At 63.6% G+C, this 13,354-nt stretch carries 12 protein-coding genes; 6 read left to right on the top strand and 6 right to left on the bottom strand.

What is annotated here, in order from left to right; all coding sequences use genetic code 11:
• Positions 1 to 47: 47 nt before the first annotated feature.
• Entirely contained in the window at positions 48 to 398 is a 351-nt protein-coding gene (locus BM154_RS22255; RefSeq protein WP_074889682.1) for a RidA family protein, read from the bottom strand.
• The gene (dadA, locus tag BM154_RS22260; protein WP_074889685.1) at positions 373 to 1,671 is read right to left on the bottom strand and encodes a D-amino acid dehydrogenase; all 1,299 of its coding nucleotides are present in this window, start codon (positions 1,669 to 1,671) and stop codon (positions 373 to 375) included. Before dadA ends, BM154_RS22255 begins: the two co-directional genes overlap by 26 nt.
• Before the next feature lie 155 nt (positions 1,672 to 1,826).
• Here dadA and dadR point away from each other — a divergent pair, with 155 nt between their 5' ends.
• Positions 1,827 to 2,315 carry a transcriptional regulator DadR gene (gene dadR, locus BM154_RS22265; protein WP_013789818.1) on the top strand — a complete coding sequence of 163 codons (489 nt, stop codon included), beginning with the start codon at positions 1,827 to 1,829 and terminating at the stop codon, positions 2,313 to 2,315.
• A 298-nt stretch (positions 2,316 to 2,613) separates the two neighbouring features.
• Here dadR and BM154_RS22270 read toward each other — a convergent pair whose 3' ends face one another.
• Positions 2,614 to 2,967 carry a YkgJ family cysteine cluster protein gene (locus BM154_RS22270; protein ID WP_074889688.1) on the bottom strand — a complete coding sequence of 118 codons (354 nt, stop codon included), beginning with the start codon at positions 2,965 to 2,967 and terminating at the stop codon, positions 2,614 to 2,616.
• A 152-nt stretch (positions 2,968 to 3,119) separates the two neighbouring features.
• Between BM154_RS22270 and BM154_RS22275 the strand changes: the two genes are divergently transcribed.
• Positions 3,120 to 4,433 (top strand): NAD(P)/FAD-dependent oxidoreductase, encoded by a 1,314-nt coding sequence (locus tag BM154_RS22275; RefSeq protein WP_074889691.1) that lies wholly within the window; start codon positions 3,120 to 3,122, stop codon positions 4,431 to 4,433.
• An 89-nt stretch (positions 4,434 to 4,522) separates the two neighbouring features.
• Here BM154_RS22275 and BM154_RS22280 read toward each other — a convergent pair whose 3' ends face one another.
• Complete coding sequence (locus BM154_RS22280; protein ID WP_074889694.1) at positions 4,523 to 4,762, bottom strand: DUF1127 domain-containing protein; 240 nt, start codon at positions 4,760 to 4,762, stop codon at positions 4,523 to 4,525.
• Positions 4,763 to 4,938: 176 nt separating this feature from the next.
• On the opposite strand from BM154_RS22280, the gene BM154_RS22285 reads away from it, so the two are divergent.
• Positions 4,939 to 6,372: an aminotransferase-like domain-containing protein gene (locus BM154_RS22285; RefSeq protein WP_074889696.1), complete on the top strand. Its 1,434-nt coding sequence runs from the start codon at positions 4,939 to 4,941 to the stop codon at positions 6,370 to 6,372.
• Between the two features lie 95 nt (positions 6,373 to 6,467).
• Positions 6,468 to 7,988: a phospholipase D family protein gene (locus BM154_RS22290; protein ID WP_074889723.1), complete on the top strand. Its 1,521-nt coding sequence runs from the start codon at positions 6,468 to 6,470 to the stop codon at positions 7,986 to 7,988.
• Here BM154_RS22290 and BM154_RS22295 read toward each other — a convergent pair.
• Positions 7,983 to 9,125, bottom strand: a complete 1,143-nt coding sequence (locus BM154_RS22295) for an MFS transporter (RefSeq protein ID WP_074889699.1) — start codon at positions 9,123 to 9,125, stop codon at positions 7,983 to 7,985. The genes BM154_RS22290 and BM154_RS22295 overlap by 6 nt on opposite strands.
• Before the next feature lie 93 nt (positions 9,126 to 9,218).
• Positions 9,219 to 10,712 carry an aldehyde dehydrogenase gene (locus BM154_RS22300; RefSeq protein WP_074889702.1) on the bottom strand — a complete coding sequence of 498 codons (1,494 nt, stop codon included), beginning with the start codon at positions 10,710 to 10,712 and terminating at the stop codon, positions 9,219 to 9,221.
• Positions 10,713 to 11,115: 403 nt separating this feature from the next.
• Here BM154_RS22300 and BM154_RS22305 point away from each other — a divergent pair, with 403 nt between their 5' ends.
• The gene (locus tag BM154_RS22305; protein WP_074889705.1) at positions 11,116 to 11,475 is read left to right on the top strand and encodes a cupin domain-containing protein; all 360 of its coding nucleotides are present in this window, start codon (positions 11,116 to 11,118) and stop codon (positions 11,473 to 11,475) included.
• Positions 11,476 to 11,957: 482 nt separating this feature from the next.
• Positions 11,958 to 13,354, top strand: a 1,397-nt coding sequence (locus BM154_RS24060; RefSeq protein WP_208609469.1) for an autotransporter-associated beta strand repeat-containing protein, incomplete at its 3' end; no start/stop codon positions are given.

A 13,354-nucleotide genomic window follows, 5' to 3' on the forward strand; every position in this document is an offset into this window, starting at 1 on the left:
CGGCTTCCACAAGTCGGCCAGTTCTCAGGCCAGGCGTGCTGCGAGCCTCAGGGCAACGCAGCGATCACTGTCATTTCCACCAGCACATCCGGCGAATACAGCTTGGCCTCGACGCAGGCGCGGGCGGGCGAATGGCCAGCGGGAACCCAGGCGTCCCAGACCTTGTTCAGGCCTTCGCGGTCATCGATGTCCTTGAGGAAGATGGTGATCGACAGAATGCGTGTCTTGTCGGTACCGGCTTCGGCCAGGAAGGCATCGATGCTGTCCAGGGTCGCCTTGGTCTGCGCTTCGATGCCGTCACTGTGGTTCTCATCCAGCTGGCCGGCCAGGTAGACGGTGCCGTTGTGAATGACGATTTCGCTCAGGCGCGGCTCAGTTCGCAGGCGCTGTATGGACATGGTTGTTCAACTCCTTGGGGTTACCGTAGCGGGAAATATCCAGGCCTTCGCTGCTGATCTGCGGGCGCTTCTTGGCGATCAGGTCTGCCAGCAGGCGACCGGAGCCGCAGGCCATGGTCCAGCCTAGGGTACCGTGTCCGGTGTTCAGAAACAGGTTTCGATAGGGGGTGGCGCCGACGATGGGTGTGCCATCGGGGGTCGCCGGGCGCAAACCGGTCCAGAAATCCGCCTGGCTCAGGTCACCTCCCTGGGGATACAGATCACCGACGATCATCTCCAGGGTTTCGCGACGACGCGGATTGAGGCTCAGGTCGAAGCCGGCGATCTCGGCCATGCCGCCCACGCGGATACGCTGGTCGAAGCGGGTGATGGCGACCTTGTAGGTTTCGTCGAGAATGGTCGAGGTCGGCGCCATGTCCGGGTTGGTGATCGGCACGGTCAGCGAATAACCCTTGAGCGGATAGACCGGCGCACGAATGCCCAGCGGCTTGAGCAGTTGCGGGCTGTAGCTGCCCAGGGCGAGTACGTAGCGGTCGGCGGTTTCCAGCTTGCCGTCGATCCACACGCCGTTGATGCGGTCACCGGCGACATCCAGGCGCTGGATGTTCTGCCCGAAGCGGAACTGGACGCCCAGCGCGGTGGCCATTTCGGCCAACTTGCGGGTGAACAGCTGGCAGTCGCCGGTCTGGTCATTGGGCAGGCGCAGGGCGCCGGCGAGCTTGTCGGTGACACCCGCCAGGGCTGGTTCGACCTTGGCGATACCGGCACGGTCGAGCAGCTCATAGGGCACGCCGGACTGCTCCAGCACCGAGATATCCTTGGCGGCGTTGTCCAGTTGCGCCTGGGTGCGGAACAGCTGGGTAGTGCCGAGCTGGCGCTCTTCGTAACCGATGCCGGTTTCCGCGCGCAACTCGTCCAGGCAGTCACGGCTGTACTCGGACAGGCGCACCATGCGCTCCTTGTTCACCGCATAGCGCGCAGCGGTGCAGTTGCGCAGCATCTGCGCCATCCACAGGTACTGGTCGATATCCCCGGTCATCTTGATGGCCAGCGGTGCGTGCTTTTGCAGCAACCACTTGATGGCCTTCAGCGGGATACCCGGCGCCGCCCAGGGCGAGGCATAGCCTGGCGACACCTGACCGGCGTTGGCGAAGCTGGTCTCCATGGCGGGACCGTTCTGACGATCCACCGCCACCACTTCGAAACCCTGGCGGGCCAGGTAATACGCACTGGCCGTACCGATCACACCGCTACCGAGCACCAGAACCCGCATGTTGTTCTCCTCGCCGCGACGATGCACTGGCGTTTTACGATTTGAGAAGTCGATGCGTACAGTATAGAAAGTGGAAGGCAGTGCTTTTCACTGTATACACGCCTATATTTGAAGAGAATTCTGGCCTTACGAGCCTTTAACGGAGGGTGCCGAGCATGCGTACGCAACACCAGAGCCGCCGCGAGCTGGACAAGATCGATCGCAATATCTTGCGCATCCTCCAGGAGGACGGGCGCATCTCCTTTACCGAACTGGGTGAGCGGGTCGGCCTGTCGACCACCCCGTGCACCGAGCGGGTTCGCCGCCTGGAGCGCGAAGGCATCATCATGGGCTACCACGCCCGCCTCAACCCACAGAATCTCAAGGCCAGCCTGCTGGTATTCGTGGAGATCAGCCTGGACTACAAGTCCGGCGACACCTTCGAGGACTTCCGCCGTGCGGTGCTCAAGCTGCCCCATGTGCTGGAGTGCCACCTGGTGTCCGGCGACTTCGACTACCTGGTGAAGGCGCGCATCAACGAGATGGCCAGCTACCGCAAGCTGCTCGGCGACATCCTGCTCAAGCTGCCCCACGTGCGCGAGTCAAAGAGCTATATCGTGATGGAAGAAGTGAAGGAGAGCCTGGCACTGCCGGTACCGGAGTAATTCTCTAGGGTCTGTTGCCGTTTCACGCACGGCCGCGCCGGAGCCCCTTTTGTCGCGAGGCAAGGCACGAGCCGCGAAGTTTAGCGAGCTAAATGAGCCGGCGAGAAACGCCGCATCGCGCCAAAAGGGGCCCGGCCCTACGGGCTGTGCGGGAAATCTCGCCATGCGTCGTTGGAGGACTTGGCAAGGGAAACGCGGACGGCTAGTCCATTACCTGCGTCCTCCGCCTAGCGGATCGCCGCCCGGCCTGGCGAGATTTCTCGCGACAACGCGGCTCGCGCTGAAACGGCAACAGACCCTAGACGAGCACCTGGCGGGTGCTGGCGATCAACTGGTGCACCTGGCGCTCCACATGGGCTTCGATGGGCTGCTCGGGGCCGCGACCATGGGGGCACGGTAGCCTAGGCGTGGTGCCGAACAGCCGGCAGATCAACGGGCGCTGGTCGTACACCTGGCAACCGTTCGGGCCCAGGTGCACGCAGTTGTAATCGGCCAGGGCGGCGTCCTGCTCGGCGCGGGTCTTGCGCGGCAGGCGCGACATTTCCTCCGAAGACGCGGTCACCGGGCCGCAGCAATCGTGGCAGCCGGGCACGCAATCGAAGCGCGGAATCTGGCGGCGCAGCAGGTCGATCTTGCGGCTGGTACAACTCATGGTCAGGGCTCGGCAACGGCAGACGAGCATGGTACAGGCCGGCCCGAACGCCGCAAAGGCTCGGTCGCCCGCACGGGCGCTGGTTGGCTCGCAGCAAACTCTGGGCTTATGCTTCGTCGATTTTTACCCATACCGAACTCAGGATTTCGCACATGACCGCCCGTGCCCACCCGCCGGTTCATAGCGCCGAGCATGCGCCCTCCTACTACGCCGCCAGCGTCAACCAGCCGCTCGACTTCCCGGCCTTGCAAGGTGAGCAGCACGCCGATGTGTGCATCGTCGGCGGCGGCTTCTCGGGCCTCAACACCGCCATCGAACTGGCCCAGAAAGGCCTGTCGGTGGTGCTGATCGAAGCCCATCGCATCGGCTGGGGCGCCAGCGGGCGTAACGGCGGGCAGCTGATTCGCGGCGTCGGCCATGGCGTCGAGCAGTTCGAAGCGGTGATCGGCAAGGAGGGGGTGCGCGAGCTGAAACTGATGGGCCTGGAGGCAGTGGAAATCGTCCGCCGGCGGGTCGCGCAATTCGAGATCGCCTGCGACCTGACCTGGGGTTACTGCGACCTGGCCAACAAGCCCCGCGACCTGGCCGGCTTCGCCGAGGATGCCGCCGAGCTGCAGGGCCTCGGTTATCGCCACGAGCTGCGCCTGCTGCAACCGGAACAGATGCACGAGGTGGTCGGCTCACAACGCTATGTTGGCGGCATGATCGACATGGGTTCGGGGCATTTGCACCCGCTCAATCTGGCGCTGGGCGAGGCTGCTGCTGCACAGAGCCTGGGGGTACGCCTGTTCGAGCATTCGCCCGCCACACGAATTGACTACGGCAGCGAAATCCGCGTGCACACCGCCCAGGGCGTGGTGCGCGCCGGGCAGCTGGTGCTGGCCTGTAATGCCTACATCCGCGACCTCAATCCGACCCTGGGCGGCAAGGTGCTGCCGGCCGGCAGCTACATCATCGCTACCGAGCCGTTGAGCGAGGAGCAGGCCAGCGCGCTGATTCCGCAGAACATGGCGCTCTGCGATCAGCGGGTGGCGGTCGACTACTATCGCCTGTCCGCCGACCGCCGCCTGCTGTTCGGCGGCGCCTGTCGTTACTCCGGCACCGACCCGGCGGATATCGCCGCGTACATGCGCCCGAAGATGCTCGCCGTGTTCCCGCAGCTGCAGCACGTGCGCATCGACTACCAGTGGGGCGGGATGATCGGCATCGGTGCCAACCGCCTGCCGCAGATCGGCCGGCTCAAGGATCAACCCAACGTGTTCTATGCCCAGGCCTATGCCGGTCACGGCGTGAACGCCACGCACCTGGCCGGCAAGCTGCTCGCCGAGGCGATCGCCGGGCAGGCCGGCGGCGGCTTCGAGCTGTTCGCCAGGGTGCCGCATATGACCTTCCCCGGCGGTCGCCACCTGCGCTCGCCGCTACTGGCGCTGGGCATGCTCTGGCACCGCCTCAAGGAACTGACCTGACACGCCGGTAGCCTGCGGTTGAACGCTGTGCCATCCAGACAGTTGCTTCTGAGTACCGCTGCGTTCATGCCGGGCTACAGGAAACCCTTCTAGAGTTTCCAGAACGGTAGCGTGGCTTCACGCCGTGCCTGCTCGCGGCTCAGGCCGATGTCCTGCAGCTGGGCATCGCTGAGCCTGAGCAAATCGCGCCGGGTGGTCAGACGGCGGATGAAGCACTGCCAGCGCTGACGCATCCCCCGGGGTGCCGGCACGCCCGACAGGCGCAGCCCTGCACCGTTCTCCAGCTCGCGGCCTTTCAAGGTCAATCGCACGTCGCTCAACCCGTTCATGTCGCTCTCCTGCGTCTTTGGGTATGGGAGATCATGATGGCGACTGCGGAAAAAGCATGACAGATGCAAAGAATCGGAATTAAATCCATACAGATCACCCCTACGCCGAACTGAATGGTCACAATCGGGGCCATCTGTATGGTTCAGTCAAGGCATTTGCAGACAGGTGCGCGAACATGACCCTCTATACCAACCTGGCCGACCTGCTTGGTGAACGCATCGAGCAGGGCCTGTACCGGCCGGGTGACCGGCTGCCTTCGGTGCGCGCCCTGAGCCAGGAACATGGGGTCAGCCTGAGCACCGTGCAGCAGGCCTATCGGCACCTGGAAGATCGCGGCCTGGCCCTGCCAAAAGCCAAATCCGGCTATTTCGTGCCGCCAGGTCGCGACAAGCCGGCGCTGCCTAAGGTCAGCCGCGCGCCGCAGCGGCCGGTGGAGGTATCGCAGTGGGATCAGGTGCTGGAGCAGATTGCCCCGCAACCGCGGGCCGACTTCGTGCAACTGGGCCGTGGCCGCCCGGATATCGACAGCCCGACGCTCAAGCCGCTGTTGCGCGCGCTGTCACGCTTGAGCCGCAAGCAGGATCTGCACACCCTCACCTACGGCAGCATCTACGGCGACCAGCGCCTGCGCGAACAGGTGGCCCGCCTGACCCTGGACTCCGGCTGCCAGCTGTCCGCTGACGAGATCGTCATCACCACCGGCTGCCATGAAGCGTTGTCCGCCGCGATTCGCGCGATCTGCCAGCCTGGCGATATCGTCGCCGTCGACTCGCCGAGTTTTCATGGCGTGATGCAGGCCCTCAAGGGCTTTGGCATGAAGGCCCTGGAGCTGCCCACCGACCCGCTGACCGGGATCAGCCTCGAGGCACTGGAGCTGGCTCTGGAGCAATGGCCGATCAAGGCCATTCAACTCACGCCCAACTGCAACAACCCGCTGGGTTACATCATGCCGGAGGCCAACAAGCGCGCTCTGCTGGCCCTGGCCCAGCGTCACGACGTGGCGATCATCGAGGACGACGTGTACGGCGAGCTGGCCTTTCACTACCCGCGCCCGCGCACCATCAAGTCCTATGATGATGACGGCCGGGTGCTGCTCTGCAGCTCGTTTTCCAAGACCCTGGCGCCCGGTTTTCGCGTTGGCTGGATCGCCCCGGGCCGCTACCTCAACCAGGTGCTGCACATGAAGTACATGGGCACCGGGGCCACCGCGCAGTTGCCGCAACTGGCCCTGGCCGAATACATCGAGGGCGGCTACTACGAGCCGCACCTGCGCCGCATGCGCGGCCAATATGCCCGCAACCTGGAACAGATGAGCGACTGGGTGAGGCGTTATTTCCCGCAGTCGGTACGGGTCAGCCGCCCACAAGGCAGCTTCATGCTGTGGGTGGAGATGCCCGAGGGCTTCGACAGCCAGCGCCTGAACCGCGAACTGGCCGCCCACAAGATCCAGATCGCCCCGGGCAGCATCTTTTCCGCCGCCGGCAAATACCGCAACTGCCTGCGCATGAACTATGCCTCGCGCCCCAGCCCGACTATCGAAAGCGCGGTGCGCCAGGTGGGTGAAACCGTGGCGGTCATGCTGGCAGAGTTGCCACCGCCGAGAGACTGAATCTTTCCAAGCGCAGCGGCGTCCTATCAGCACATCCGGACAGCCGATTGGAGGCTGCAACTGTGCCCTTGCGCGTGCTCGTTATCGCCCTGCTGATGCTTGGCGGCTGCACCAACCAGATACCCATCATCCCCAGCCAGGCGCTGCCCGCCGCTGACTCCTCGTTCGGTGCCGCACTGCAGGATCGCGCCGCCGAACACCAGGGCCAGTCCGGTTTTCGCCTGTTGCCGGCCAGCAACGAAGCCTTTGCGGCCCGTGCCGAACTGATTCGCGCGGCGCGGCACAGCCTGGATCTGCAGTACTACATCGTGCATGACGGCCTGAGCACCCGCGCGCTGGTCAAGGAACTGCTGCAGGCCGCCGACCGCGGCGTGCGTATCCGCATCCTGCTCGACGACACCACCAGCGATGGCGAGGACTACCGGATCGCCCTGCTGGCTGCCCACCCGAATATCCAGATTCGCGTGTTCAACCCGCTGCACCTGGGCCGCCTGACCGGTGTCACCCGGGTGCTCGGCCGCGGCCTGAACCTCTCCCAGCAGCACCGGCGCATGCACAACAAGCTGTGGCTGGCCGACAGCGCGGCGGCGATTGTCGGTGGCCGCAACCTGGGCGACGAGTATTTCGATGCCGAGCCGAACATGAACTTCACCGATATCGACATGCTGTCCGTGGGCCCGGTGGCCAAGGATCTGGCAGAGAGCTTCGATCAGTACTGGAACAGCCGGCTGAGCAAGCCTATCGAGGAATTCGTCTGGCGCGAGCCCTCGCAAAAGGACCTCGACAAAGCTCGCAAGGGTCTGCGCGAATATCTGGACACCGCTCGCATCGAGCAGCCGGAACTCTACGAGCGCCTACTCGCCTACCAGCATGACCCCAAGCTCGCGCTGTGGCTCGACGAGTTGATCTGGGCACCCGGCGTCGCCTTGTGGGACGCACCCAGCAAAGTGCTGGCCAACGGCGAACCCGATCCACACTTGCTGCTCACCACCCAGCTGGCGCCACACCTGCAGGGCGCCAAGCGCGACCTGGTAATGGTGTCCGCGTACTTCGTACCTGCACCAGCCGGCCTGCAATACCTGATCGGCCTGGCCGACAATGGCGTGGATATACGATTGCTCACCAACGCCCTGGAAGCCACCGATGTGCCCGCGGTACACGGTGGCTACGCGCCCTATCGTCAGGAAATGCTCGAGCACGGCATGCGCCTGTTCGAACTGCGTAGCCAGCCGGGCGCGGATTCGCCGCCGGCGTACAGTTTCAGCGGCAGCTCCAACTCCAGCCTGCACAGCAAGGCCATCGTCATCGACAAACAGAAGTCCTTCGTCGGCTCGTTCAACGTCGACCCCCGCTCGGTGCTGTGGAACACCGAGGTCGGCGTGCTGGTCGACAGCCCCAAGCTCGCCGCGTACCTGCGTGAGCTGGCCCTGCAGGGCATGAAGCCCTCGGTGAGCTATGAAGTGCGCCTGCAGCCCGACGGCAACGGCGCGACGCGGATGGTCTGGGTCGGCGAGGACGACGGCCAGGAATTCGTCCTCACTGAAGAGCCTGGCAATCGCTGGCGGCGCTTCAATGCCTGGTTTGCCCGGGCGATCGGCCTGGAGAAAATGCTATAGAGCTACCTGCTCATCGAAGGCATGGGGCCGCCAGGCCAGCCAGATGAACACCGCTGCACCGACTGCCATCAGCATCGGCAAGGCATGCCCACTGACCCACTGGCTCACCGCGCCGGTGGCCAGCGGCCCGATCAGGCAACCGATGCCCCACAGCTGCGCCACGTGGGCATTGGCGCGCACCAGCTGGTCATCGCGAAAGCGCTCGCCGATGAGGATCAGCGACAGGGTGAACAGGCCACCGGCGCTGGCGCCGAACAGCACCAGCACCGGCCAGATCAGCGGCGTATGCAGCAGCAAGGGAATACCCAGGCTGGAGAACAGCAGCACCACCCCACACAGGCGGAACAGGGTGACCCGCGAGATGCGGTCGGCGAGCAGCCCGATGGGCAATTGCAGCACAGCATCGCCGACCACCACCACGCTGGCCATGAACAGCGCCACCTCCTGGGTAAAGCCCTGGCGCAGGCCGTAGATCGGCAGCAGGGTGAGCATCATCGCCTCGAACGCGGCGAACAGCATCACCGCCCAGGCGATCGCCGGCATGCGCTGGCAGAACACCAGCAAGCCGCGCCCGGAAGCGCTATGCGCATCGACCACCGGCGCGCCGGTACGGCCGATCAGCAGCAGCGAGCCGCCGACCAGCAGCGTAACGCCAAACCAGAAACCCAGGTCGGTATCGGTGCCCAGCACGCTGAGCAGCAGCGGCCCGCACAGCTGGCTCAGCGCGTAGCCTGTGCCGTACAGCGCCACCAGGCGACCGCGCCACTTCTCCACGGCCAGCTGGTTGATCCAGCTTTCGCCGAGAATGAACACCACGGTCAGGGTCACCCCCAGCAGCAGGCGCAGCACAATCCACACCGGGTAGCTCTGCAGCAGCGCCAGGCCGGTAACCGATAGCGCACCGGCCAGCAGGCACGCCTGCATCAGCCGCGGCGTGGGGCAACGCGCCGCCAGCCCACCGGCCAGCGAGGCGCCCAGCAGCACGCCGATGGCCGGCGTGGCCGCCATGATGCCGATGGCGAACGAGCCGTAGCCCCAGCTTTCCAGGCGCAGCGACACCAGGGGCATGGTCACGCCCATGGCCAGACCGATACTGATCACCGCCAGGCAGACGGCGAAGTAGGTTCCCCAGCGCATTACCGATTCCCTCGAAACACGGCGGCCGGGCTCTGAGAGCCCGGCCGCCGGCTTGCTCAGGCCCGCCGGCTGGCGGGCCTCATCCGTGCTGGATCAGAGCTTGATCCAGGTGGCCTTCAGTTCGGTGTATTTGTCGAAGGCATGCAGCGACTTGTCACGGCCATTGCCCGACTGCTTGAAGCCACCGAATGGCGCGGTCATGTCGCCGCCGTCGTACTGGTTGACCCACACGCTGCCGGCGCGCAGGGCGCGGGCGGTCAGGTGCGCCTTGGAGATGTCCGCCGTCCAAACTGCCGCGGCCAGGCCATACACGGTGTCGTTGGCGATCTGCACGGCCTGCTCGGCGCTGTCGAACCCGATCACCGAGAGCACCGGCCCGAAGATTTCCTCACGGGCGATGGTCATTGCGTTGGTCACGCCGTCGAAGATCGTAGGCTCCACGTAGGTGCCGCCGCTCTCCTCCAGGGTGCGCTTGCCGCCGATCAGCAGCTTGGCGCCATCCTTATGGCCGGCCTCGATGTAACGCAGCACCGTGTCCATCTGCTGGGTGTCGACCAAGGCGCCGACATTGGTGTCCGGATCCAGCGGGTTGCCGGCCTTCCAGCCTTTCAGCGCCTCGACCACCATCGGCAGGAAGCGCTCCTTGATGGAATTCTCCACCAACAGGCGCGAGCCGGCGGTGCACACCTCGCCCTGGTTGAAGGCGATGGCGCTGGCGGCGGACTCGGCGGCGGCCTTGAGATCCGGCGCATCGGCGAAGACGATGTTGGGGCTCTTGCCGCCCGCCTCCAGCCATACGCGCTTCATGTTCGACTCGCCGGCGTAGATCATCAGTTGCTTGGCGATCTTGGTCGAGCCGGTGAATACCAGGGTGTCGACGTCCATGTGCAGCGCCAGCGCCTTGCCAACGGTGTGACCGTGGCCGGGCAGCACGTTGAACACGCCGGCCGGAATGCCGGCTTCGACGGCCAGGGCGGCAACCCGAATGGCAGTCAGCGGCGATTTCTCGGACGGTTTGAGAATCACCGAGTTACCGGTGGCCAGCGCTGGGCCAAGTTTCCAGCTGGACATCAGCAGCGGGAAGTTCCACGGCACGATGGCCGCCACCACACCAACCGGCTCGCGGGTCACCAGGCCCAGCTGATCATGGGGCGTGGGCGCGACTTCGTCGTAGACCTTGTCGATCGCCTCGGCGCTCCAGCGGATGGCATTGGCCGCGGCGGGAATGTCGATGCCCAGGGAATCGCTGATCGGCTTGCCCATGTCGAGGGTTTCCAGCAGCGCCAGCTCCTCGGCGTTGGCCATCAGCAGCTCGGCGAAGCGGATCATCTTGGCCTTGCGCTTGGCCGGGGCGATACGCGACCACACCCCGGAATCGAAGGCGGCACGGGCCGATTTTACCGCCAGCTCGGCGTCCGCCAGGTCGCAGCTGGCGACCTGGCCAAGCACCCGGCCGTCGACCGGGCTGATGCAATCGAAGGTCTCACCGCTCTGGGCAGCCTGGTATTCACCCTGCACGAAGGCACGGGTCTCGATTTTCAGAGCCTTGGCGCGTTGCTCCCAGTCGGTACGGGTCAAACCGGTCATCTGATCATCCTCTTTGTCAGTGAAGGCGCTGGGCGCCTGGTGGCCGCTATAGGGCACCTCTAAAAATTACCGGCGTTGCCATCGCGGCGTTAAAAACAGGCTCGGATGCGAGTCCAATCAAAATGCTCATTTACAACACGTAAACTCCGCTTTTTCACCTGTTTTTGCCTTGCGCTGGCTGCCTCGCCTACGTTTTTTAAGGTGCCCTACGACCTAAAACTGCGAACCACACTAAACCAGCGCTCGCAGCATTTTCAATATTCTTGACAGTTGGTGGCTAAACGCCCTTGCTGCGTTCATTTTTTTAAACATAGACTCGAACAAATCGTTACCCCGCGCCGCCCCAGTCCTGTACCGGCCATGGGGTGATCGAGGTACGTTCTCGTTGACCATGGAAGCGAATATGAATATCCAGCAGATCGTCGATTTTGCTCAAGGCGCCGGCAGCGCCGAAAGCTACCGCCCCGCCGCGGAAAAGATCCTCAAGGGCGACCCGCAGCAGCAGGTGCGCAACCACTACGCCAGCCCGTGCGGGCAGTTCAATACGGGCATCTGGGAAGGCGAGGTGGGCCAGTGGACGGTCAGCTACACCGAGCACGAATACTGCGAAATCCTCCAGGGCGTCTCGGTACTGCGTGACCACGATGGCAACGCCAAGACCGTGCGCGCCGGTGACCGCTTCGTGATCCCGGCAGGCTTCGCCGGCACCTGGGAAGTGCTGGAGGCGTGCCGCAAGGTGTATGTAATTTTCGAGCAGGCCTGAATAACGGCAACTAGCATGATATCCCTCACCATTGTTCCGCTCCCTGCAGCAGGATGGCTTCCTGAGGTCTGCGGCACTCGATGTCCATCTTTGTGCTTCTCGAACAGACAGCATACGGAGCCGGACGAACCAAACCGTGCCACCGTGGCTGCAACCGAGACGACCCACGTTAGCAACGCGTACCTATTAAAGAACGTCTGGCGCATTGACCCGCTCTGATCCCGACACCAGACAGGCGGCTCGCCGTATGGCAGCAGCGCGGATCGCAAGAACAGCGTTGGCGACCTTCAGCCTACACTTGTCCTTGGTTCGGATATCGCGACCAATGTCCAAGACCACACAACGAAGGTCAGTCGTCGGATAACTGCCTGAAAAAGCCAATTAGGCAACCTTCCGGGCCATTTTTTTATGCAACGGATGCATGAACCCAATAATATAGCAAAAAGCCATCATCCAGCGAATGGGCGGCGATATTCGGGAGCATGCTCATTGTGCCGGGCAAAAAAACATTTCCGTACAAGAAATTTCTACTGGGCACGTTTGCAACGTTAAACGGCGCATTCCCGAGCGATGCGTCATATGCCATGGGCAGCGGAGGAGCAGGATTCAGTACTGCGGGCAGTGGCGGGCGTGGCGACGGGCAAAGCGGCGGAGGTGGTTACTACAGTGCCTGGGACAACCGCATGGAGGGCAGTGAAGGCAACGGAGCACAAGGCGGCCAGGGATTCGTAGCCAGCGGAGGTGCAGGAGGGCGCGTCGGCATTCAACTGAATACCAGTGCGCCCATGTTGGACAGTTTCACCGGCCAGAATGGCACTGTCGGTGGGAACACCGTGGACTCGCAAGGCGCCGGTGGTGGTGGCGCAGGGGGCGCGGCGGTATTTCTAAGCGGTAATCAACGGTCAGTGATTCTTGCGCCAACCGCTCAATTAATGGGCGGCAATGGTGGAAACGGTGGAGAAGGCTCTCTCGCCGCGGGTGGTGGTGGCGGCGGCGGAACTGGTCTGCTGGGGACAGGTGACGGGGCCTATATACAGATAGGCGCCAATGCACGACTTTCTGGAGGAAATGGTGGCATTGGAGGCAACAGTAGAAATATAGGTGAGAGCTCTGGCAGTGGTGGCGGTGGTGGCGGTGGTAGCGGACTGAACCTGCGCGGCTCCGGCAATATTGTAGAGGTGTGGGGCCAGGTCCGCGGCGGGAACGGCGGTGCCGCAGGTACGACTTCGGACGGCACACGCCTTGGTCTTGCCGGACAGGGAGGAGCCGGTGTTCGCCTGCAGGGCAATGGTAACCAACTGACCGTAAGCGGCTCGATCACTGGCGGTTTGAATGCCACCAACAGCCAGCGAGCAGACGCTGTGAGGCTGATCGGCGATAACAACCGCCTGGAGTTACAGGCTGGTTATGCGTTCACCGGTAACGTGGCCGCGACAGGAACGGGTAATACGCTGGTTCTCGGCGGCTCCAACCAGGCTTCGCTAGACGTCAGCAAAATCGGTAGTCAATTGCAGAACTTCTCGTCATTCGAAAAAACGGGGAGCAGCACATGGACGTTGACTGGAATCCCGACCGCCAATCGCAACTGGAACGTACTGGGCGGCACCTTGATCGCGTCCACCGCCAGCCTCGGCAATGGCAACGTTGCCAACAACGCGGCTCTGGCGTTCAACCAGACATCTTCAGGTATTTACAGCGGTACTGTCAGCGGTACGGGTAGCCTGGTCAAGGCAGGGTCAGGCACGCTCACTCTGCTAGCCAATAACAGCTATACCGGAGGTACCACGCTTCAGGAAGGGGTATTGCAGATTGGCAATGGCGGCAACACCGGCAGCGTCGCGGGCAATATCCTCAACAACGCCACCCTCAGCTTCAATCG

It is taken from the genome of Phytopseudomonas argentinensis (assembly GCF_900113905.1).
GTDB classification, from domain to species: domain Bacteria; phylum Pseudomonadota; class Gammaproteobacteria; order Pseudomonadales; family Pseudomonadaceae; genus Aquipseudomonas; species Aquipseudomonas argentinensis.

Bases quoted from the DNA above. Each gene is read 5' to 3' on its own strand.
- BM154_RS22255 (WP_074889682.1), bottom strand. From the start codon at position 398: ATGTCCATACAGCGCCTGCGAACTGAGCCGCGCCTGAGCGAAATCGTC.
- dadA (WP_074889685.1), bottom strand. From the start codon at position 1,671: ATGCGGGTTCTGGTGCTCGGTAGCGGTGTGATCGGTACGGCCAGTGCG.
- dadR (WP_013789818.1), top strand. From the start codon at position 1,827: ATGCGTACGCAACACCAGAGCCGCCGCGAGCTGGACAAGATCGATCGC.
- BM154_RS22270 (WP_074889688.1), bottom strand. From the start codon at position 2,967: ATGAGTTGTACCAGCCGCAAGATCGACCTGCTGCGCCGCCAGATTCCG.
- BM154_RS22275 (WP_074889691.1), top strand. From the start codon at position 3,120: ATGACCGCCCGTGCCCACCCGCCGGTTCATAGCGCCGAGCATGCGCCC.
- BM154_RS22280 (WP_074889694.1), bottom strand. From the start codon at position 4,762: ATGAACGGGTTGAGCGACGTGCGATTGACCTTGAAAGGCCGCGAGCTG.
- BM154_RS22285 (WP_074889696.1), top strand. From the start codon at position 4,939: ATGACCCTCTATACCAACCTGGCCGACCTGCTTGGTGAACGCATCGAG.
- BM154_RS22290 (WP_074889723.1), top strand. From the start codon at position 6,468: ATGCTTGGCGGCTGCACCAACCAGATACCCATCATCCCCAGCCAGGCG.
- BM154_RS22295 (WP_074889699.1), bottom strand. From the start codon at position 9,125: ATGCGCTGGGGAACCTACTTCGCCGTCTGCCTGGCGGTGATCAGTATC.
- BM154_RS22300 (WP_074889702.1), bottom strand. From the start codon at position 10,712: ATGACCGGTTTGACCCGTACCGACTGGGAGCAACGCGCCAAGGCTCTG.
- BM154_RS22305 (WP_074889705.1), top strand. From the start codon at position 11,116: ATGAATATCCAGCAGATCGTCGATTTTGCTCAAGGCGCCGGCAGCGCC.